We start from the raw sequence: 19,431 nt of genomic DNA on the forward strand, positions 1-19,431 counted from the left end.
GTTGTCCACAGACAGTGGCGAATCTTGTGCATAGCGTGTGGGAACACGTGTGCCCCCTGCCGCCTGCGTTTGTGCAGGTCAGGAAGGGGGCGGGAGGTTGCCGAGGGCGGTGTGACAGTCGTACAGGCGTCAACGGCGGAGTGGTTATCCACAGATCGGGGCTTTTCCCCAGGTCCCTGTGGACATTCCACCGACCTGTGGATAACTCAGCGAACAGCCATGGGCAGAGCTGGGTCGCCGGGAAGCCGGCGTCACTTCCACTGCGTGGAGACGGCGAATCCGGCGGCGATGAAGCCGAAGCCCACCACGATGTTCCAGTTGTCCAGGGCGTCGATGGGCAGCGAGCCGTCGGTCACATAGAAGACGACGATCCAGACCAGACCGATGAGGAACATGGCCAGCATGACGGGCGCCACCCAGCTGCGGTTCTCCAGCTTGATGCTCGCGGACTGCTTGGCGGGCGGCGGGGTGTAGTCGGCCTTCTTGCGGATACGTGACTTCGGCACGAGGGTCTCTCCTGTCGATGCGCTGCGTGGCCGCGCAGGGAACTGGGCTGACTCCGGGGCAGCGTACAAGGGGACACTGAGTAATCTCCCGGGCGTCCGTTAGCGTAGTGCTTCCGCGGCGTCTAAGGAGATAAGGGTACGTTGAGCAATTCCGCCGACTCCCCCACGACGGGTGACGGCCCGGCCCGCTCGCGCCGTCCGAAGCCCGTGCGGCTCCTCACCGTGGCCGTCTTCGCCCTCGCCGGGCTCATTTTCTTCACCAGTTTCAACACGGCCAAGGGCACCAACATCCGCACGGACGCGTCCCTGCTGAAGCTGTCCGACCTCGTCCAGGAGCGCAGCCGCAAGAACAAGGAGCTGGACGAGTCCAACGCCGCCCTGCGCGACGACATCGAGTCCCTCGCCCGGCGCGACGACGGTGACGGCGACGGCAAGGCCCGGGGCGACAGGCTCACCGGCCTGGAGAGGAGCGCGGGCACGCAGAAGCTCAAAGGCAGGGCGATCACGGTCACCCTCGACGACGCCCCGCCGGACGCCACCGCGAAACTCCCCGGCTACCCCGAGCCGCAGCCCGACTACCTGGTGATCCACCAGCAGGACCTCCAGGCCGTGGTCAACGCGCTGTGGAACGGCGGCGCCCAGGGCGTCAAGGTCATGGACCAGCGGCTGATCTCCACCAGCGCGGTGCGCTGCGTGGGCAACACACTGATCCTCCAGGGCCGCGTGTACTCACCGCCGTACAAGATCACGGCGGTCGGCGACCCGGAGAAGCTGCGCAAGGCGCTCGCCGGCTCCCCGGCGATCCAGAACTACATGGTGTACGTCAACGTCTACGGCCTCGGCTGGAAAGTCACCGACGAGGGGACGGTGACTCTTCCGGGCTACTCGGGCACAGTGGACCTGCACTACGCGAAGCCCGTGGAGTAGGCGACACCGGCCGGCTCCGCATCACCATCGGCACCGGGCCCCGCGAAACCGCGCCCACCGATGTTGAGGTGATCGCCCCCCGTGCCACGTATGTCCGGGCACACGCGTCCGGGACGCGGTCTCCACCCAGCCCCGTGGAGGCCGGGAAACCTCGGGCGCCGCGCCGTTAGTCTGGTGGCGTACGGCGTGAGTCTGGTGCCGTGGGAGACGGAAGGGACGGCATGTACGGCTGGATCTGGCGGCATCTGCCGGGGAACGCGGGGGTCAAGGCGCTGATCTCACTGGTGCTTGTCCTGGCCGTGGTCTACGTCCTGTTCCAGTACGTCTTCCCGTGGGCCGAACCGCTGCTTCCCTTCAACGATGTGACGGTGGACAACCAGTGAGTGCGCGGATTCTCGTCGTCGACAACTACGACAGCTTCGTCTTCAACCTTGTCCAGTACCTGTACCAGTTGGGGGCCGAGTGCGAGGTGCTGCGCAACGACGAGGTGTCGACGGCGCACGCCCAGGACGGCTTCGACGGGGTGCTGCTCTCGCCGGGGCCGGGCACGCCCGAGCAGGCCGGTGTCTGCGTGGAGATGGTCCGTCACTGCGCCGCGACCGGTGTTCCGGTCTTCGGGGTGTGCCTGGGCATGCAGTCGATGCAGGTGGCGTACGGCGGTGTGGTGGACCGCGCGCCCGAGCTGCTGCACGGCAAGACCTCGCCGGTGGAGCACGAGGGCAGGGGCGTCTTCGCCGGTCTGCCCTCCCCGTTCACGGCGACCCGCTACCACTCGCTGGCCGCCGAGCCCGCGACCGTGCCCGAGGAACTGGAGGTCACGGCACGCACGCCCGACGGCATCATCATGGGGCTGCGGCATCGTGAACTTCCCGTCGAGGGCGTGCAGTTCCATCCCGAGTCGGTGCTGACCGAGCACGGGCACCGGATGCTGGCCAACTGGCTGGTGGAGTGCGGCGACGAGGGGGCCGTGGCGAGATCGGCGGGGCTGGCCCCGGTGGTGGGCAGGGCCACGGCGTGACCGCGCTGCGCCCCGAGCGCGAGACGGACCCCTCGTACGGGCAGCAGCCGTACGGGGGGCCGGGCACGTTCGAGGAGTGGTACGGCACGGGGGCGCAAGGCGCGCCTCAACAGCCGTACGCGGCGCCCCACGCGGCCCCGGCGGCGCCCCAGGCGGGTCCGGCGGGGGTGCCCTACGAGCCGGCCGGTGACGCGGCGACGGCGTATCCGCCGCCTGTGCCGCATCCCGTCCCGCCCGCCGCCGACGAGGAGACGATGGCGCTGCGGATCCCGGATCCGCCGCCTGGCGCGCCTTCGGCCACGGGGGTCACTGGACCTCCAGCGGGTGGGCGTGCGGCCCGCAGAAAGGCCGCCAGGCGCCGTCAAGGCCGTCGTGGGGCCGCCGCGGGGACGGCGCCGGAGGAGGACAGGCCGGCGGACCGGTCGTCCGCGCCGCTGTCCCGGGTGGAGGCGCGCCGGCAGGCACGGGCGCGCAGGGCGAGCCCGGGGGTCGTCGCCAGCCGGATCATCGGTGAGATGTTCATCACCACGGGCGTGGTGATGCTGCTCTTCGTCACCTACCAGTTGTGGTGGACGAACGTGCGGGCGCACGCCCAGGCGGGCAGTGAGGCGAACCAGTTGCAGAACGACTGGGCGAGCGGCAAGCGGAACCCGGGGACGTTCGAGCCGGGGCAGGGCTTCGCCCTCCTGCACATTCCGAAGCTGGACGTGGTGGTGCCGATCGCGGAGGGCATCAGCAAGTCGAAGGTGCTGGACAAGGGCATGGTCGGGCACTACGCGGAGGGCGCCCTCAACACGGCGATGCCGGAGGCGAGGACGGGCAACTTCGGGCTCGCGGGCCACCGCAACACGCACGGCGAGCCGTTCCGGTACATCAACAGGCTCTCGCCGGGCGACGCCATCGTCGTGGAGACGCAGGACACGTACTTCGTCTACAAGATGGCGTCGATACTGCCGGTGACGCCGCCGGCCAACACGAGCGTCCTCGACCCCGTCCCGGAGGGTTCGGGTTTCACCAAGCCCGGCCGCTACATCACGCTGACCACCTGCACGCCGGAGTTCACCAGCAAGTACCGGTTGATCGTCTGGGGCAAGATGGTCGAGGAACGGCCGCGCAGCAAGGGCAAGCCGGATGCGCTCGTCAGTTAAAGGGCGGATGAACAGTGGCAGCGACCACGGACGACACGGCAGAGCACAGCGACGGCAGCGAATGGCGCGGTGACGCGTCGGCTGCCGGTCCCGGGGGACGCCGCCGACGGCCCGGCCCGCTGGCCCTCGCCGTCAGCTTCTTCGGTGAACTCCTCATCACGGCGGGCCTGGTCCTCGGCCTGTTCGTCGTCTACTCCCTGTGGTGGACGAACGTCCTGGCGGACCGCAAGGCCGATCAGCAGGGCCACAAGATCCGGGACGAGTGGGCCCAGTCCGCCCCCGGCGGCCCCGGCGCGCTGGACACCATGGACGGCATCGGCTTCCTGCACGTGCCGTCCATGCACAACGGCGAGATCCTGGTCAAGAAGGGCACGTCGGAGAACGTCCTGAACGGCGGCGTGGCCGGCTACTACGTCGACCCCGTCAAGGCGACCCTCCCGACCTCCGGCAAGACCGGCAACTTCTCCCTCGCCGCCCACCGGGACGGGCACGGTGCGAAGTTCCACAACATCGACAAGGTGGGCAAGGGCGATCCGGTCGTCTTCGAGACCAAGGACAAGTGGTACGTCTACAAGGTCTACGGCATCCTCCCGGAGACCTCGAAGTACAACGTCGAGGTCCTCTCCCCGGTCCCGAAGGAGTCGGGCGTGAAGAAGCCCGGCCACTACATCACTCTGACGACGTGCACCCCGGTGTACACCTCGCGCTACCGGTACATCGTCTGGGGCGAACTGGTCCGCGTGGAGAAGGTGGACAGCGAGCGGACGCCGCCGGAGGAGCTGCGGTGACGTAGGGCGGCGGTACGACGGAGCCCCAGCCCCCCTCGCAGGAGGGGGCCGGGGCTCTTGCCGTCAGGGCCGGGTGACGGTCGGGGTCAGCCGCCTCCGCCGAAGAGGCCGCCGTTTCCGTTGCCGTTGTTGCCTCCGCCGAAGGCCGTCAGCGTGATCTGCGTGCCGCCGGGGTCGTCGACCGGCTGGTCGGCACCCGGGTCCTGGCTGAAGACCCGAGCGTTGTCGTCCTGGCTGCTTCCCGGGGTGAACTGGATGTTGGTGAAGCCGGCTGCCCCCAGAATCTGCCTGGCCTCCGCAACGGTCCGGCCGCGGACGTTGGGCACCCGCGTCTTGTCCTGCTGCTGGAGCTTGCCGATCTTGATGGTCACCCGGGAGTTCTTGTCGACCTGCTGGCCGATGTCCGGAGTGGTCCCTATGACCTTGCCGTCCTGGCCGGGATCGTCGGTGGGAGCCTCGGTGCAGTCGCCGGAGAGGTTGTTGGCCTGCATCTGGGCCTTGGCCTCGTCACAGGTACTGCCCGCGACGTTCGGAACGGTGGCCTTCGCGACGGCCTTGGCGACGGTGAGGGTGATCGTCGAGCCCTTCTCGACCTCCGTGTCCACCGTGGGGTTCTGGGAGATGACGACGCCCTCGGGCCGGTCGGACTCCTCGGTCTTCTGCTCGACCTTGAAGCCCTTGTCCTTGAGCGTGGACTCGGCCTTTTCGAAGGTGAGGTTCGTCACATCCGGGACGGCGATCTTCGGCGCTCCGGTGGACAGCACCAGGTCGACGGTCTCGCCCTTCTTGATGGTGCCCGTCTTGGGATTCTGCGAGCAGACCTTGCCCTTGGGCTGGTCGTCGCAGGTGTCCTGGGTGAACGCCAGTTTCAGGGTGACGTTGTCCGCCGTCCGCTGGGCCTCCTGCTTCGTCTGGCCGACGAAGTTGGGCACGGTCATCGTGTCGTTGCTGACGCCGTTGCCGCTGAAGATCCACTTGCCGATGAGGATGGCGCCGACGAGGACCAGGACGCCGGCGACGACCAGCATGATCGTCGAGGTGTTGGACTTCTTCTGGCGCCGCCGGTCGGGGCGGTCGTCGTAGCCGAAGCCGCCGTCGTCCGGGTTCATGGGCGGCAGCATCGTCGTGGCGCCGGCGGCGGGCTCGGAGCGCAGGGCGGTGGTCGGCTGGTCGTCGGGGTAGCCGCCGTAGCCGACGGAACCCATGGCCGCTGTGGCCGCGACCGGCTGGCCGTCGAGGCAGGCCTCGATGTCGGCGCGCATCTCGTCGGCGGACTGGTAGCGGTAGTCGGGGTCCTTGACCAGCGCGCGCAGCACGATCGCGTCCATCTCGGGCGTGATCTCGGGGTCGAAGACGCTCGGCGGCTGCGGTTCCTCGCGGACGTGCTGGTAGGCGACCGCGACCGGGGAGTCGCCGACGAACGGGGGGCGGACCGTCAGCAGCTCGTAGAGCAGGCAACCCGTCGAATAGAGGTCCGAGCGCGCGTCGACCTGTTCGCCTTTGGCCTGCTCGGGGGACAGGTACTGGGCGGTGCCGATGACGGCCGCGGTCTGGGTCATCGTCATGCCGGAGTCGCCCATGGCCCGGGCGATGCCGAAGTCCATGACCTTGACCTGGCCGTTGCGCGTCAGCATGACGTTGGCCGGCTTGATGTCGCGGTGGACGATGCCGCTGCGGTGGGCGTACTCCAGGCCCTGGAGGATGCCGATGGTCATCTCCATGGACCGCTCGGGCAGCAGCTTGCGGCCGCTGTGCAACAGCTCACGGAGCGTGGAGCCGTCGACGTACTCCATCACGATGTACGGGATCGAGACCCCGTCGATGTAGTCCTCGCCCGTGTCGTAGACCGCGACGATCGCGGGATGGTTGAGCGAGGCGGCCGACTGGGCCTCCCGGCGGAACCGGGCCTGGAAGGAAGGGTCGCGCGCCAGGTCGGCGCGGAGCGTCTTCACCGCCACGGTGCGGCCCAGGCGGGTGTCATGCGCGAGGTACACCTCCGCCATGCCACCACGGCCGAGCACATGGCCCAGCTCGTACCGGCCGCCGAGGCGACGCGGCTCTTCCATAATTCCCTACCAGCCCTCTCCGTCGGTCCCGACCGGCACCACGTGTGCCGCCGGAGCTGCTGTCCGGGCCTACCGTACCCGGCTCGCTTTCCGTGACCTGGCCAAGCCCGTCACCCGATACAGGACCGGTATCGCAACGTGCACCGATGTGAAGGGGACGTGACAGGGGTCACTGCCTGGAGTTGATGACCGCCTCCATCACGCTCCTGGCGATGGGCGCCGCGAAGCCGCCGCCGGAGATGTCGTCGCGGTTGGCGTTGTCGTCCTCGACGACCACGGCGACCGCGACCGGCGAGCTGCCGTCGCTCGTCTTGGCGTAGGAGATGAACCAGGCGTACGGCTTCTCGCTGTTGTCGACGCCGTGCTGGGCGGTACCGGTCTTGCCGCCCACGGTGGCGCCGCCGATCTGCGCGTTCTTGCCGGTGCCGTCCTTGACGACGGTCTCCATCATCGACTGCAGTATCTGGGCGTTCCTCGACGACAGCGGCCGGCTCAGTTCCTCGGGGTCGGTCTGCGCGACGGTGTCGACGTTCGGCGACTGCAACTTGTCGACCATGTACGGCTTCATCAGCTTGCCGTCGTTGGCGATCGCCGAGACGACCATGGCCATCTGCAGCGGGGTCGTGGCGGTGTTGAACTGGCCGATCGAGGACAGCGCGGTCTGCGACTTGTTCATGTCGTCGGAGAACACCGAGGCGTTGGCCCGGACCGGGACGAAGTGCTCCTTGGTGAAGCCGAACTTCTTGGCCTCCTCGAGCATCTTCTCGTTGCCGAGGTCCGCGCCGATCTTGCCGAAGACGGTGTTGCAGGACACCCGCAGCGCCTGCCGCATGGTGGCGTTCTTGCAGGGGATGTTGCCCTCGTTCTTCAGTTCGGTGGTGGTGCCGGGCATGACCCACGGCAGCGGCGAGTCGGTGGACTGGTCGGCCGACGTGTACAGGCCGCTTTCCAGCGCGGCGGCCGCGGTGACCACCTTGAAGGTGGAGCCCGGCGGGTAGGTCTCGCGCAGCGCCCGGTTGAGCATCGGGTCGCTGGGGTCGTTCTGCTTCTGCAGCTTCTTCCAGGCTTCGGCGTCCGCGTTGGAGGTGCCGGCGAACGACGAGGGGTCGTACGACGGGTAGGAGGCCAGCGCCAGGATCTTGCCGGTGGACGGTTCCAGGGCGACGACGGCGCCCTTGCCGTGGCCCTTCAGGCCGTTGTACGCCGCCTTCTGCGCGGCCGCGTTGAGCGTGGTGACCACGTTGCCGCCCTGCTTGGGCTTGCCCGTGATCATGTCCAGGGTGTTGCGGAAGAACAGCCGGTCGTCGTTGCCGGTGAGGATGCCGTCCTCGATGTTCTCCAGCTGGGTGGCGCCGTAGGACTGGGAGGCGAACCCGGTGACGGGCGCCCACATGGGGCCGTTCTTGTAGGTGCGCTTGTACTTCAGGTCGTTGAGCCCGTTGCTCTTCGTCTCCGTCGACCCGGTGATCGGGGAGCCGCCGACGATGATGTCGCCGCGAGGGGTGGAGTAGCGGGCGATGGTGACGCGGCGGTTCTTGGGGTCGCTCTTGAGGCTGTCGGCCTTGGCGTACTGGATCCAGTTGTCCCGGATGAGCAGGGTGAGGACCAACAGGCCGCAGAAGAGCGCGATCCGGCGCAGGGGCTTGTTCACGGGCGGACCACCTGTGTCATCTCGGCGTCGGGGTCGGAGGCGGGGGCGGGCGCGGGCCGGCGTGCGGTGTCGCTGATGCGGAGGAGGATGCCGATCAGGGCCCAGTTGGCGATGACGGAGGAGCCGCCGTAGGCCAGGAACGGCATCGTCATGCCGGTGAGCGGGATGAGGCCCATCACGCCGCCGGCCACGACGAAGACCTGCAGGGCGAAGGCGCCGGAAAGGCCGATGGCGAGCAGCTTGCCGAAGGGGTCGCGGGCAGCCAGTGCGGTGCGTACGCCGCGCTCCACGATCAGGCCGTAGATCAGCAGGATAGCCATGATGCCGGCCAGGCCGAGTTCCTCGCCGAAGGTGGCGAGGATGAAGTCGGAGTTGGCGGCGAACTTGATGAGGTCGGAGTGGCCCTGGCCGAGGCCGGAGCCGAGGGTGCCGCCGGAGCCGAAGGCCCACAGCGCTTCCATGGACTGCTCGGAGTGGCCGTAGACGCCCGCCTGGCTGAGCTTGTACTCCCTCATGGGATCCAGCCAGGCCTGGACGCGCTGCTGGACGTGCGACTCGAAGCTGGCCACGCCGACGGCGCCGACGCCGGACATCAGCAGACCGAAGACGATCCAGCTGGTCCGCTCGGTGGCGACGTACAGCATGATCACGAACATGCCGAAGAACAGCAGCGACGTGCCGAGGTCGGTCTCGAAGACCAGGATGAGGATGGAGATGAACCAGACGACCAGGATCGGGCCGAGGTCGCGGCCGCGCGGCAGGTACAGGCCCATGAAGCGGCGGCTGGCGAGGGCCAGCGCGTCGCGCTTCACCATCAGGTAGCCGGCGAAGAAGACCGCCAGCACGATCTTCGCGAACTCACCGGGCTGGATGGAGAATCCGGCGACCGAGATCCAGATCTTGGCGCCGTAGATGTTCTGCCCGAGGCCGGGGACCAGGGGCAGCAGCAGCAGGACCAGCGCGCCGACCATGGAGATGTAGGTGTAGCGCTGCAGGACACGGTGGTCCTTGAGGAAGATCAGCACCACCACGAACAGGGCGATGCCCATCGCCGTGTACATCAGCTGCCGTGGTGCGGCCGTTCCCGCCTGCTTGATGGCCTGCAGCAGTTTCGACTGGTCCAGGCGCCAGATGACGACCAGTCCGAGTCCGTTCAGCAGCGTGGCCAGCGGCAGCAGCAGCGGGTCCGCGTACGGGGCGAACTTGCGTACGACAAGGTGGGCGACGCCGGCCAGCAGGCCCAGGCCCAGGCCGTAGCTCAGCAGACCGGCGGGCACCTGGTTGTTGATGGCCAGGCCCACGTTGGCGTAGGCGAACACCGGGACGGCGACGGCGAAGACCAGCAGCGCGAGCTCGGTGTTGCGCCGGCTCGGCGCGCCGATCGCGCCGATCGTGGACGTGTGGTGCGTCGACGGGTTGGTAGTGCTGCTCATCGTGTGACAGGGCCTCTCACGGCTTGCCTACTGCTTACCGCACAGCGAGACGACCTTCTGCTCTTCCTCCGAGAGAGTGGGGCCGGGGCTGGGAGTGGACGCGGTCGTGGACGTGGACGGGGACGACGGTGACGACGGGGACTTCGGCGCCGATGGGTTCGGCGTCGGTGTCGCCTTGGACGTGAAGGCGGTGCGGGTGGTTCCCGTGGTGCTCGCGGTGCCGGTGGTGCCGCCGGCCTGGCCCTGGCCCGACTTGGCGTTGTTCTCCTCGGCGACCCGGCGCTGCGCCTCCTTCTTGCACGCGGAGGCCTGTACCGCCAGTTCGTCGACCTTCTTGCGGGCGTCCATGAGGCCGCCCTCGGCGATCGTCGCCCTGACCTGCTTCTGCTGGTAGGGCGGCAGGTACTTGAGTTCGATCTCGGGGTGGTCGGTCTCCACCTCGGACAACTTCACCCAGGCCAGGTCCTGGCTGATGCCCCGGTACAGCGCGACGTGCTCCTTGTTGGCGCCGACGTAGTACTGGGTCTGCGTCCAGCGGTGACCGCCGTACAGGCCGCCGCCGATGACGGCGAGCGTGAGCACGCTGTAGAAGGATCTCTTCAGCCACCTGCGGCTCTTCTTCGGCTTGACGAAGTCGTCGTCGCCGTAGTCGCCGAAGCCGGCCGCGGGGACGTAGCCGGTGGTGTCACCGGAGCCGGGCGGGCCGAACTGGCCGCCCCCGCCACCCTGTCCGGGGACCTGACGGCCGAGGCCGGAGGCGCGTCCGGCCGGAGTCTGCATGATGCCGTTGTCGTGCAGGTGGTGCTGGTTCTCGGCGACCGCGCCGACCACGACGGGGGTGTCGGACAGCTGTCCGGCGAGGGTGTCGCCGGTGTCCAGGTCGAGGACGTCGGCGACGATGACGGTGATGTTGTCCGGGCCGCCGCCGCGCAGCGCGAGCTGGATCAGTTCCTGCACGGTCTCCTGGGGGCCCTGGTAGCCGGCGAGGGTCTCCTCCATCGTCTGATGGGAGACGACGCCGGACAGGCCGTCGGAGCAGATCAGGTAGCGGTCGCCGGCACGGACCTCGCGGATGGACAGGTCGGGCTCGACGTGCTCGCCACTGCCCAGGGCGCGCATCAGCAGGGCGCGCTGCGGGTGGGTGGTGGCCTCCTCCTCGGTGATGCGTCCCTCGTCGACGAGGCGCTGCACCCAGGTGTGGTCCTGCGTGATCTGGGTCAGCACGCCGTCGCGCAGCAGGTAGGCGCGTGAGTCGCCGACGTGCACGAGGCCGAGGCGCTGGCCGGTCCACAGCAGGGCGGTGAGCGTGGTGCCCATGCCCTCCAGCTGGGGGTCCTCCTCGACCATGGCGCGCAGCTGGTCGTTGGCGCGCTGTACGGCCTGGCCGAGCGAGGTGAGGATGTCGGAACCGGGGATGTCGTCGTCGAGGGCGACGATGGTGGAGATCACCTCGGAGGAGGCGACCTCGCCGGCGGCCTGGCCGCCCATCCCGTCGGCGATCGCGAGCAGGCGCGGTCCGGCGTAGCCGGAGTCCTCGTTGCCCTCGCGGATCATGCCTTTGTGCGATCCGGCGGCGAAGCGCAGTGACAGACTCATGCGCACCTCGCCCGTCGGCTCCGGGTACATCCGCACGGTGCCCACCCTCCGGTCGGGAGCGCGCCGGGGCCCGGGGTGCCGGCCGCCGCTGCGTGCTCGCTCCGCTCGCGCTCATTCATGACGTAGCACTACTTCCGCAGCTCGATGACGGTTTTGCCGATGCGGATCGGCGCGCCCAGCGGGATCGGTGTGGGGGTCGTCAGCCGGGACCGGTCCAGGTACGTGCCGTTGGTGGATCCGAGGTCCTCGACGATCCACTGGCCGTCGCGGTCCGGGTAGATCCTGGCATGGCGGCTGGAGGCGTAGTCGTCGTCCAGCACGATCGTGGAGTCGTGCGCGCGGCCCAGGGTGATCGTCTGGGACTGCAGCGCGACGGTGGTCCCGGTGAGGATGCCCTCGGTCACCACCAGCTTGGTGGGGGCGTTGCGGCGCTGGCGGCCGCCGCCCTGCTGGCCGCGCTGGGGCGGAGGCGCGGCCTGCCGCGCGGCCTGCTGGGGCCTCGTGGCCTCCCGGCGGGCCCCCCGCTGGGTGACGCGCGTACCGAACAGGTCGCTGCGGATGACCTGCACGGCCACGATCACGAACAGCCACAGTACGGCCAGGAAACCCAGCCGCATGACCGTGAGGGTCAGCTCTGACATTGCCCCCGCTTCACCCTTCGGCTTGCCTATAGATAACGGTGGTGCTGCCCACGACGATCCGCGAGCCGTCGCGGAGCGTAGCGCGGGTGGTGTGCTGCCCGTCCACCACGATGCCGTTGGTGGACCCGAGATCCTGGATCGTCGAGGGCGTTCCGGTCCGGATCTCGCAGTGCCGGCGGGAGACGCCGGGGTCGTCGATCCGCACGTCGGCTTCGGTGCTGCGGCCCAGCACCAGCGTCGGGCGGGAGATCTGGTGGCGGGTGCCGTTGATCTCGATCCAGTGGCGGGTGCGGCCGCCGGCCTGCGGGGCCTGCGGGGGCCGCTGGGCGGGCTGCGGGTAGCCGTAGCCGCCGGGCCGGCCCGGCGGCGGCGCGGACGGCATGGGCGGCGCCCCCGCGGGGCCGGCGGCGGGCGGGTAGCCGTATCCACCCGGGGTGCCGGGGCGGCCGGACGGGGCCGCGGAAGGCGCGTGGGGGGACCCGGGGGCCTGCTGGCTGCTGGAGGAGGCGAGGGTGCGGCTGCGGACCCGGTACAGGCCGGTGTCCAGGTCCTCCGCCTTCTCCAGGTGGACCTTGATCGGACCCATGAAGGTGTAGCGCTGCTGCTTGGCGTAGTCGCGCACCATGCCGGCGAGCTCGTCGCCGAGCTGGCCGGAGTAGGGGCTCAGACGCTCGTAGTCGGGCGCGCTGAGCTCCACGATGAAGTCGTTGGGTACGACGGTGCGGTCGCGGTTCCAGATGGTCGCGTTGTTGTCGCACTCGCGCTGGAGCGCACCCGCGATCTCCACGGGCTGGACCTCGGACTTGAAGACCTTGGCGAAGGTGCCGTTGACCAGACCTTCGAGACGCTGCTCGAACTTCTTCAGGACTCCCATGGGGCACCTCCTCCGTCGTTGCCGTCGTGCTGCTGCGTCCTGCTTACCTGGTACTGCTTACTGATCGTATCCACGCGCCGGTAAATCGGCTGGTTCCCCCTGTCGGCCCCGTCGACGGGTGTCGACGCCTCCTGCGGATCGCACTTCTGCGCGTACTTCTGCCCAGGATCGTAGAGGCGGCCGCCAACCAGTGTCCCGCACCTGACCGTGGACCTCGTACGGCTCCCGGGGAGACGGGCGGGACCGGTACGAGGTTGATACGTGAACAAGCACGGGCTGATACGGAACGGGGCCTTCCAGGCGCTGCCGCGGAGACCGGCCGCCGGTGCGGCCGGCCCTGGACGCCTGCCCCGGGAAAGCGATGTGAACCCACCCTTCAGGGCGTGCTAATGTTCTGGATGTCGGAAGGCGCCAGCCCACCAGGGGAGAGGGAGCCGGAGGACACACCCAATGCGCGGGTGGCGGAATAGGCAGACGCGCTGGATTCAGGTTCCAGTGCCCGCAAGGGCGTGGGGGTTCAACTCCCCCCTCGCGCACCATGAGATACCGGGGTACGGGTCTCCGCCGGTGACGGAAGTCACGGTGGGGGCCCGTTTTCGGTTGGTCGGTGATGGTGCGGCAGGCTCCGGTGCGTGAGGTATCTCACGGACGGGGCCTGCTGTGTTGTGCGGCGGGGCCGGTGGGCGTGCGCGGTGCCACGGGGTTCCGGGTACGGCGGTTCCGCGACCGGAAGGGGCCCGCCCGGTACGGCGCTACGCTGGTCGGGTGACGACTCCGGAAGCTGAACAGGGTGGCGTCGCCGGAGCGGATCGGGCGACGTCCGAGGGCGCTGCGGTGCGGCCCGAGGAGCGGTTGGAGCGGGCCGTACGGGCCGCCGAACAGGCGCTCATCGAGTACGAGATCGCGGTGGAGACCTTCCGGGTGGAGGTCGAGAACTTCGCCCGGCTGCACGAACAGAAGCTCGGGCCGCTCTACGCCCGGCTGGAGGAGCTGGAGGCGCAGACGGCCGAGGCCAGGGCCGCGCGCACCGGTGACCCCGAGGACCTGCGCAAGGCGCAGGAGGCGCGGGCCAGGCTGCAGCCGATCGACGGTGTCGAGGAGTTGCTGCACGGCTGGATGGACTCCCACGGCCTGTTCCCGGAGGCCGCCGCGATGCTCACCGACCAGCCCGTGCGGCCCCCGCAGCGGGTGCGCCCCAGCGAGGAGGCCCGCAGGCTGTACCGCGAGCTGGCCCGCAAGGCCCACCCCGACCTGGCGCAGGAGGACGACGAGCGCAAGCGGCGCGAGGAGTTCATCACCCGGGTCAACGCCGCCTACGCCCGTGGCGACGAGGACGAGCTGCGGGAGCTGGCCGCGGAGTGGGCGGCCGGCCCGAAGCCCAAGGAGCAGCGGCCGAGCCGCAGCGAGGAGCTCTACGCCCGCCTCGAGTGGCTCGCCGAGCGCAAGGAACTGCTCACGCTGGTCGCCAGGCAGCTGGAGGACGGCGCGATCGCCGGGATGCTCCGCCTGGCCCCGGACGACCCCGACGGCCTCCTGGACGAGATCGCCGAAAAGCTCCGCAAGGAGGTCGCGGAACGGGAGGCGGAACTGGCCGCGCTGCTGAGCCGGGAGTGACGTACGTCACCCGCAGTCGTCTGCGTCACGGAGCCTTCGGGTAGCGTCGAGGTATGCATTTCGGAGCTGGTGTGCCCACGGTCGAGGTCACGGACCTCAAGGACGGCGACTTCCTGCTGGACGTCCGTGAGGACGACGAGTGGCAGGCGGGTCACGCCGAAGGTGCGCTGCACATTCCCATCAGCGAGTTCGTGGCCCGGTACGGCGAGCTGACCGAGGCGGCGCCCCAGGACGGGCGGGTCCATGTGATCTGCCGCTCCGGCGGGCGGTCGGCCCAGGTCGCGATGTACCTGGTCCAGCAGGGCATCGACGCGGTGAACGTCGACGGCGGCATGCAGGTGTGGGCGGCCTCGGGCCGGCCCGTTGTGACGGACGAGGGGAAGTCCGGGTACGTGCTGTGACGGCGGGTGGCCGGTGCTGAGCCGTTCGTACGGCCAACTCCTCGTCGCCTCCAGGCCGCTCCGCCGGACAGGCTCCGGTCCACGGCGCACGGTGCGAGTCGTCGGCGACGGCGCCGGGAGTCCACGGTCCCTGCTGCCCTGCGCGTACGCCGACCTGACGGTGTGTCAATGAAAGCCGGGGGTGTGCCCGCCGGGTCGTCCTGAGTACCGTTCCGGTGCGGCGCCGAGAAGCGGTGCGCGTGGTGGTACGGCGCCCCGCGCGACCGGGCGACCGGAAGACGGACCGGCATCGGGAACGGGGCGGAATGAACGCGCACGACGACGACTCGAACGCCCCGCACGGGCGCCGCGAGCCGCGTGGCACCGACCGCCACCGACCGTCCGGCGCCGTCGAAGCCCCGCTCGCCCCGCTCTCGGCGCCCTGGCAGGTCGGGGCCGCCTTGGCGCTCGCCGTTGTCGCGGTGGCCGCCTGTGTGCATCTCGGGATGGTGTTTCTGCATGTCGCGCCGTCGAACACGGTGACGAAGCAGCACGGAAAGGCCATCGACGACTGGATCTACCCGGAGTTCGAGCAGAACTGGAAGCTCTTCGCGCCGAACCCGCTGCAGCAGAACATCGCCGTACAGGTGCGCGCCGAGATCGGCACGGCGGACGGCGGGACCCGGACCACCGACTGGTACGACCTGTCCGCCGAGGACGGCCGGGCCATCGAGGGCAACCTGCTGCCCAGCCACACCCAGCAGAACGAGTTGCGGCGCGCCTGGGACCTCTACGGCGCCACGCACGACAGCGACAACCGGCCGGTGGGCCTGCGCGGCGCCCTGGCGGAGCAGTACCTGCGCCGCATCGTGGTGCTGCGCCTGGACCGCGCCCACGCGGCCGGTGCGGGCGGCGTCGTCGAGCGCGTCCAGGTCCGCTGCCGTATCACCGACGTGCCCCCGCCCAAGTGGAGCAAGGAGAAGGCGAAGGACGCGCCCGAGTACCGCCTGCTGCCCTGGTGGACGGTGCCGGCCGACGAGGCCCGGGGAGGCGTGCGGTGAACCGGTTCGCGCTGTCGGTCTCACGCGGGATCGGCCGGGTCACCGAAGCGGCTCTAGGCCCCCACCAGACCGCCGTGATACGCATCGGCTTCTCAGCGACCTGGCTGCTGTTCCTGCTGCGCGAGTTCCCCCACCGTCAGGAGCTGTACGGCCCCGACGGCCCGTGGAGCCGGAACCTCGCCCAGCAGCTGACCTCGGACAACGGCGCCTTCACGGCCCTGATGTGGTTCAGCGGCCAGTTCTGGTTCGAGACCGTCTACGCGCTGGCCGTGCCGGCGAGCCTGCTGCTCGCGCTGGGCTGGCGCACCCGCACGATGTCCGTGCTCTTCATGGTCGGCGTGCTCTCCCTGCAGAACCACAGCGTCCTCGTGGGCGACGGCGGCGACAACGTGCTGCACCTGATGTCGCTGTACCTGGTCTTCACCCGCTGCGGCCAGGTGTGGTCGCTGGACGCGCGGCGGGCGGCCCGGGTGCGGGCGGCACACGCGCGTGGGGAGCGGATGCCCGACCGGGCCGGTCCCGTCCTGTGGAGCGTGCTCGGGCTGTTCCTGGCCGCGGTCACGGCGGCGGGCAGGGTGCAGGGCGAGTGGTTCGTTCCCAGGCTGCTGTGGGCGGTGTGGCTGGGCCAGGCCCTGTGGTGGGTCGTCGGGCGGCGCGCGCGGTGGGCCCAGCCGCGGATCCTGCTGGACGTCGTCGCCAACATCGTGCACAACGGCGCCCTGCTCGTGATCATGGCCGAGGCCTGCCTGATCTACGCCACGGCCGGCTGGTACAAGATCCAGGGCTCGCGCTGGCAGGACGGCACCGCCGTCTACTACCCGCTCCACCTGGACTACTTCTCGCCCTGGCCGGCCCTGACCGACCTGCTGTCCGCCAACGGCACGCTGGTGATGATCGTGACCTACGGGACGGTGTTCGTGCAGGTCGCCTTCCCGTTCACGCTGTTCAACCGGCGAGTGAAGAACGTCCTGCTGGCCGCCATGATGGCCGAGCACGCGGTGATCGCGGTCGTCCTGGGGCTGCCGTTCCTCTCCCTGGCGATGATCGCGACGGACGCGGTGTTCCTGCCGACGTCCTTCCTGCGCCGGCTGGGCCGCTGGGCGTCACGCGCGCGTGCCCGGCTGTCGCGGCGCGGCGGCCACGCCCCGGCGGGGGACCCGCGCGCGCCGGAGGACACCGAGCCCGCCCACGTAGGCTTCCCGGCATGAACGACCCCGTACGCGCCTGGCACCGGCTCGCCGGCACCTGCGTGCTCCTCGACGGCTTCCACGCCCTCAAGCACGCGGTCCGCTTCGGCGCCGACGTGCCGGTGGCGGTCACCGCGGACCGGCGTGCGGCACTCGCCCTCGCCGACGAGCTCGCCCCCGACGTGCGGGACACGCTGGACGCGCTGCTGAGCGAGGTGCCGCAGGAGACGTACGCCTCGCTCGTGCCGCGCCCGCATCCCACCGCCGTGGCCGCCCTGGCCGTACGGCCCTCCCGCGAGGTCAATCTGCGAACGCTGGCCCGTACGCCCCGCAGCGCGCCGGTCGTCGTCCTGGACCAGCCGCGCAACCTGGGCAACGCCGGGGCGGTGATCCGTCTGGCCGCCGGTTTCGGGGCCACCGGAGTCGTCACCACCGGCACCCTGGACCCCTGGCACCCGACGGTGGTGCGCGGCGGTGCGGGACTGCACTTCGCGACCGCCGTGGAACGGCTGGGCGTGGACGAGCTCCCGCGCGGGCCGCTGTTCGCGCTCGACCCGGAGGGCGAGGACATCCGTGGCGTGAAGCTGCCCGACGACGCCGTGCTCGCCTTCGGCTCGGAGCGCAGCGGCCTGTCGGCCGCCCTTCGCGCGCGCACCGACCATCTGGTGGCCCTGCCGATGCGCCCCCAGGTCTCCAGCTACAACCTCGCCACCAGCGTGGCGATGACGCTGTACCACTGGAGCGCCGCCGGAGGCGCACCCGCGTCCTGACGGGACTTGCGGAACACGCCCTACGCCTCCCGGCGGACCTCCACCACCCGGAAGCGGTTCGCCACGAAGGCGCCGTCGGTGAGGGCCGCGTTGGCCGCCGGGTTGCCGCCCGAGCCGTGGAAGTCGGAGAAGGCGGCGGTCTGGTTGACGTACACCCCGCCGGTGAGGTTGAGCGACAGCTGGGCGGCCTCCTCCAGGCACACCTCCTGCACCGCCCGCTCGACCTCCTCGTCGGTCGTGTACGCGCCGACCGTCATCGCACCCTTCTCGTGAATGGTGCGGCGCAGCAGCTCCACCGCGTCGGCGGCCGAGTCGACGGCGACGGCGAAGGAGACCGGGCCGAAGCACTCGCTCATGTAGGCGGCCTCGGCGTCCGGCTTGGCGCCGTCCAGCTTCACGATCACCGGCGTACGGACCACCGCGCCCGGGAAGTCGGGGTTCGTCACCTCGCGGGAGGCGAGGGCGACCTCTCCGAGGGAGGCCGCGGCCTCCAGGCGGGCCTTGACGTCCGGGTTGACGATCGCGCCGAGCAGCGCGTTGGCGCGCGCGTCGTCGCCGAGCAGGCCGTCCACCGCCTTGGCGAGGTCGGCGGCCACCTCGTCGAAGGACTTGGGGCCCTGGTCGGTGCGGATGCCGTCGCGGGGGATCAGCAGGTTCTGCGGGGTGGTGCACATCTGGCCGCTGTAGAGGGACAGCGAGAAGGCCAGGTTGGCGAGCATCCCCTTGTAGTCGTCGGTGGACTCCACGAGCACCGTGTTGACGCCCGCCTTCTCCGTGTAGACCTGCGCCTGGCGGGCGTTGGCCTCCAGCCAGTCGCCGAAGGACGTCGAGCCGGTGTAGTCGATGATGCGGATCTCGGGGCGGGTGGCCAGGGTCTTGGCGATGCCCTCGCCGGGCCGCTCGGCGGCCAGGGCCACCAGGTTGGGGTCGAAGCCGGCCTCGGCGAGCACCTCGCGGGCGGTCTTCACCGTGAGCGCGAGCGGCAGCACCGCGCGCGGGTGCGGCTTGACCAGGACCGCGTTGCCGGTGGCGAGGGAGGCGAACAGGCCCGGATAGCCGTTCCACGTCGGGAAGGTGTTGCAGCCGATGACAAGGGCGACGCCCCTCGGGACGGGCGTGAACTGCTTGGTGAGGGCGAGCGGGTCGCGCTTGCCCTGCGGCTTGGTCCACTCGGCGGTGTCGGGGGTGCGGACCTGCTCCACGTACGCGTACGCCACCGCCTCGAGGCCGCGGTCCTGGGCGTGCGGGCCGCCGGCCTGGAACGCCATCAGGAACGCCTGGCCGGAGGTGTGCATGACCGCGTGCGCGAACTCGTGCGTCCGGTCGCTGATCCGCTTGAGGATCTCCAGGCACACCACGGCACGCGCCTCCGCGCCCGCGTCCCGCCACGCCCGCAGGCCGGCCCTCATGGCGGGCAGCAGCACGTCGATGTCCGCGTGCGGGTAGCTCACGCCCAGCTCGATGCCGTACGGGGAGACCTCGCCGCCCACCCAGTCGTCGGTGCCGGGCTGGCCGAGGTCGAGGCGGGTGCCCAGGAGGGCGTCGAAGGCGGCCTTGCCGGCGGCCGCGTCCAGGCTGCCGTTCTCCCCGTAGGCCTTGGGGTGCTCGGGATGGGGTGACCAGTACGCGCGTGTGCGGATCGCCTCCAGCGCCTGGTCCAGGGTGGGCCGATGCCTGGCGATCAGCTCGTGCGTGGTCAGTTCGGCGGCCATGCGGGACCAACTCCTCGTCTCAAGAGCTCCTCGTCGAGCTCATGACCTGGGCGGAACCA

The 19,431-nt window shown here is 70.1% G+C and carries 17 protein-coding genes, 1 tRNA gene and 1 pseudogene; 11 read left to right on the forward strand and 8 right to left on the reverse strand.

Annotated features, from left to right (window positions below):
* Nucleotides 1-251: 251 nt before the first annotated feature.
* Entirely contained in the window at nucleotides 252-506 is a 255-nt protein-coding gene (crgA, locus tag ACX25U_RS17835; RefSeq protein WP_454393253.1) for a cell division protein CrgA, read from the reverse strand.
* Nucleotides 507-647: 141 nt separating this feature from the next.
* Between crgA and ACX25U_RS17840 the strand changes: the two genes are divergently transcribed.
* The 5 genes and pseudogenes from ACX25U_RS17840 (at nucleotide 648) to ACX25U_RS17860 (ending at nucleotide 4,387) form a co-directional block, all read left to right on the forward strand.
* Nucleotides 648-1,433: a DUF881 domain-containing protein gene (locus ACX25U_RS17840; RefSeq protein WP_454393255.1), complete on the forward strand. Its 786-nt coding sequence runs from the start codon at nucleotides 648-650 to the stop codon at nucleotides 1,431-1,433.
* A gap of 174 nt (nucleotides 1,434-1,607) precedes the next feature.
* Nucleotides 1,608-1,816: pseudogene (locus ACX25U_RS17845) on the forward strand (hypothetical protein).
* Nucleotides 1,813-2,451 carry an aminodeoxychorismate/anthranilate synthase component II gene (locus ACX25U_RS17850; RefSeq protein ID WP_454393257.1) on the forward strand — a complete coding sequence of 213 codons (639 nt, stop codon included), beginning with the start codon at nucleotides 1,813-1,815 and terminating at the stop codon, nucleotides 2,449-2,451. Before ACX25U_RS17845 ends, ACX25U_RS17850 begins: the two are co-directional and overlap by 4 nt.
* Nucleotides 2,448-3,599, forward strand: a complete 1,152-nt coding sequence (locus ACX25U_RS17855) for a class E sortase (protein ID WP_454393259.1) — start codon at nucleotides 2,448-2,450, stop codon at nucleotides 3,597-3,599. Before ACX25U_RS17850 ends, ACX25U_RS17855 begins: the two co-directional genes overlap by 4 nt.
* A 14-nt stretch (nucleotides 3,600-3,613) precedes the next feature.
* On the forward strand, nucleotides 3,614-4,387 hold the full coding sequence (locus tag ACX25U_RS17860) for a class E sortase (RefSeq protein ID WP_454393261.1): 774 nt from the start codon (nucleotides 3,614-3,616) through the stop codon (nucleotides 4,385-4,387).
* An 86-nt stretch (nucleotides 4,388-4,473) separates the two neighbouring features.
* Here the strand turns inward: ACX25U_RS17860 and pknB are convergent, their stop codons facing one another.
* The 6 genes from pknB to ACX25U_RS17890 form a co-directional block, all read right to left on the reverse strand.
* Nucleotides 4,474-6,453 carry a Stk1 family PASTA domain-containing Ser/Thr kinase gene (gene pknB, locus ACX25U_RS17865; RefSeq protein WP_454393263.1) on the reverse strand — a complete coding sequence of 660 codons (1,980 nt, stop codon included), beginning with the start codon at nucleotides 6,451-6,453 and terminating at the stop codon, nucleotides 4,474-4,476.
* Between the two features lie 169 nt (nucleotides 6,454-6,622).
* Entirely contained in the window at nucleotides 6,623-8,104 is a 1,482-nt protein-coding gene (locus tag ACX25U_RS17870) for a peptidoglycan D,D-transpeptidase FtsI family protein (protein WP_454393265.1), read from the reverse strand.
* Entirely contained in the window at nucleotides 8,101-9,537 is a 1,437-nt protein-coding gene (locus ACX25U_RS17875; protein WP_454393267.1) for an FtsW/RodA/SpoVE family cell cycle protein, read from the reverse strand. Before ACX25U_RS17875 ends, ACX25U_RS17870 begins: the two co-directional genes overlap by 4 nt.
* Nucleotides 9,538-9,564: 27 nt before the next feature.
* Nucleotides 9,565-11,133: a Stp1/IreP family PP2C-type Ser/Thr phosphatase gene (locus ACX25U_RS17880; RefSeq protein ID WP_454393269.1), complete on the reverse strand. Its 1,569-nt coding sequence runs from the start codon at nucleotides 11,131-11,133 to the stop codon at nucleotides 9,565-9,567.
* A 128-nt stretch (nucleotides 11,134-11,261) separates the two neighbouring features.
* A complete protein-coding gene (locus ACX25U_RS17885; RefSeq protein ID WP_454393271.1) occupies nucleotides 11,262-11,774 on the reverse strand; it encodes an FHA domain-containing protein FhaB/FipA in 513 nt (170 codons plus the stop codon).
* 10 nt (nucleotides 11,775-11,784) lie between these two features.
* On the reverse strand, nucleotides 11,785-12,648 hold the full coding sequence (locus ACX25U_RS17890) for an FhaA domain-containing protein (RefSeq protein WP_454393273.1): 864 nt from the start codon (nucleotides 12,646-12,648) through the stop codon (nucleotides 11,785-11,787).
* Nucleotides 12,649-13,100: 452 nt separating this feature from the next.
* On the opposite strand from ACX25U_RS17890, the gene ACX25U_RS17895 reads away from it, so the two are divergent.
* From ACX25U_RS17895 to ACX25U_RS17920, 6 genes are all read left to right on the forward strand, one after another.
* Nucleotides 13,101-13,187 (forward strand) — tRNA-Leu (locus ACX25U_RS17895).
* 226 nt (nucleotides 13,188-13,413) lie between these two features.
* The gene (locus tag ACX25U_RS17900) at nucleotides 13,414-14,262 is read left to right on the forward strand and encodes a hypothetical protein (RefSeq protein WP_454393275.1); all 849 of its coding nucleotides are present in this window, start codon (nucleotides 13,414-13,416) and stop codon (nucleotides 14,260-14,262) included.
* A 71-nt stretch (nucleotides 14,263-14,333) separates the two neighbouring features.
* Nucleotides 14,334-14,663 carry a rhodanese-like domain-containing protein gene (locus ACX25U_RS17905; RefSeq protein WP_454394342.1) on the forward strand — a complete coding sequence of 110 codons (330 nt, stop codon included), beginning with the start codon at nucleotides 14,334-14,336 and terminating at the stop codon, nucleotides 14,661-14,663.
* Nucleotides 14,664-14,968: 305 nt separating this feature from the next.
* Entirely contained in the window at nucleotides 14,969-15,703 is a 735-nt protein-coding gene (locus ACX25U_RS17910) for a DUF5819 family protein (RefSeq protein WP_454393277.1), read from the forward strand.
* Nucleotides 15,700-16,911, forward strand: coding sequence for an HTTM domain-containing protein (locus ACX25U_RS17915; protein WP_454393279.1), 1,212 nt, complete (start codon nucleotides 15,700-15,702; stop codon nucleotides 16,909-16,911). Before ACX25U_RS17910 ends, ACX25U_RS17915 begins: the two co-directional genes overlap by 4 nt.
* Entirely contained in the window at nucleotides 16,908-17,660 is a 753-nt protein-coding gene (locus ACX25U_RS17920; RefSeq protein WP_454393281.1) for a TrmH family RNA methyltransferase, read from the forward strand. The genes ACX25U_RS17915 and ACX25U_RS17920 overlap by 4 nt, the downstream gene beginning before the upstream one ends.
* Nucleotides 17,661-17,680: 20 nt before the next feature.
* On the opposite strand, the gene paaN is transcribed toward ACX25U_RS17920, so the two are convergent.
* Nucleotides 17,681-19,372 (reverse strand): phenylacetic acid degradation protein PaaN, encoded by a 1,692-nt coding sequence (gene paaN / locus ACX25U_RS17925; protein ID WP_454393283.1) that lies wholly within the window; start codon nucleotides 19,370-19,372, stop codon nucleotides 17,681-17,683.
* Between the last annotated feature and the right edge of the window lie 59 nt (nucleotides 19,373-19,431).

This window comes from Streptomyces sp. JNUCC 63, assembly GCF_054366325.1.

Coding starts and splice junctions, on each gene's coding strand:
- pknB (WP_454393263.1), bottom strand. CDS start 6,453: ATGGAAGAGCCGCGTCGCCTCGGCGGCCGGTACGAGCTGGGCCATGTG.
- ACX25U_RS17875 (WP_454393267.1), bottom strand. CDS start 9,537: ATGAGCAGCACTACCAACCCGTCGACGCACCACACGTCCACGATCGGC.
- ACX25U_RS17880 (WP_454393269.1), bottom strand. CDS start 11,133: ATGAGTCTGTCACTGCGCTTCGCCGCCGGATCGCACAAAGGCATGATC.
- ACX25U_RS17885 (WP_454393271.1), bottom strand. CDS start 11,774: ATGTCAGAGCTGACCCTCACGGTCATGCGGCTGGGTTTCCTGGCCGTA.
- ACX25U_RS17890 (WP_454393273.1), bottom strand. CDS start 12,648: ATGGGAGTCCTGAAGAAGTTCGAGCAGCGTCTCGAAGGTCTGGTCAAC.
- ACX25U_RS17910 (WP_454393277.1), top strand. CDS start 14,969: ATGAACGCGCACGACGACGACTCGAACGCCCCGCACGGGCGCCGCGAG.
- ACX25U_RS17920 (WP_454393281.1), top strand. CDS start 16,908: ATGAACGACCCCGTACGCGCCTGGCACCGGCTCGCCGGCACCTGCGTG.
- paaN (WP_454393283.1), bottom strand. CDS start 19,372: ATGGCCGCCGAACTGACCACGCACGAGCTGATCGCCAGGCATCGGCCC.